This window comes from Polynucleobacter sp. AM-25C3 (assembly GCF_018882335.1).
In the GTDB taxonomy this organism is placed as follows: Bacteria; Pseudomonadota; Gammaproteobacteria; order Burkholderiales; family Burkholderiaceae; genus Polynucleobacter.
Window position 1 is genome coordinate 1 of the sequence record NZ_JACVOS010000054.1, and the last position, 216, is coordinate 216.

At 50.0% G+C, this 216-nt stretch carries 1 protein-coding gene; it reads right to left on the reverse strand.

What is annotated here, in order from left to right; all coding sequences use genetic code 11:
• Nucleotides 1–216 (reverse strand): AIDA repeat-containing protein (locus ICN12_RS10830; RefSeq protein WP_216272516.1); only part of this gene is annotated, 216 nt, incomplete at both ends.

Here is a 216-nt window from a genome sequence, read left to right on the forward strand (position 1 = left end):
CAGCTTGAGTACCGCCATCATTTACCGTAGTAGCACTTGCAATACCGCCACTACCAACAGCTTGAGTACCGCCAGAACTGATGGTCGCACTAATCGCACTACCACCGCTACTAACAGCTTGAGTACCACCATCATTTACCGTAGTAGCACTTGCAATACCGCCACTACTAACGGCTTGAGTACCGCCATCATTTACCGTAGTAGCGCTCACACTAG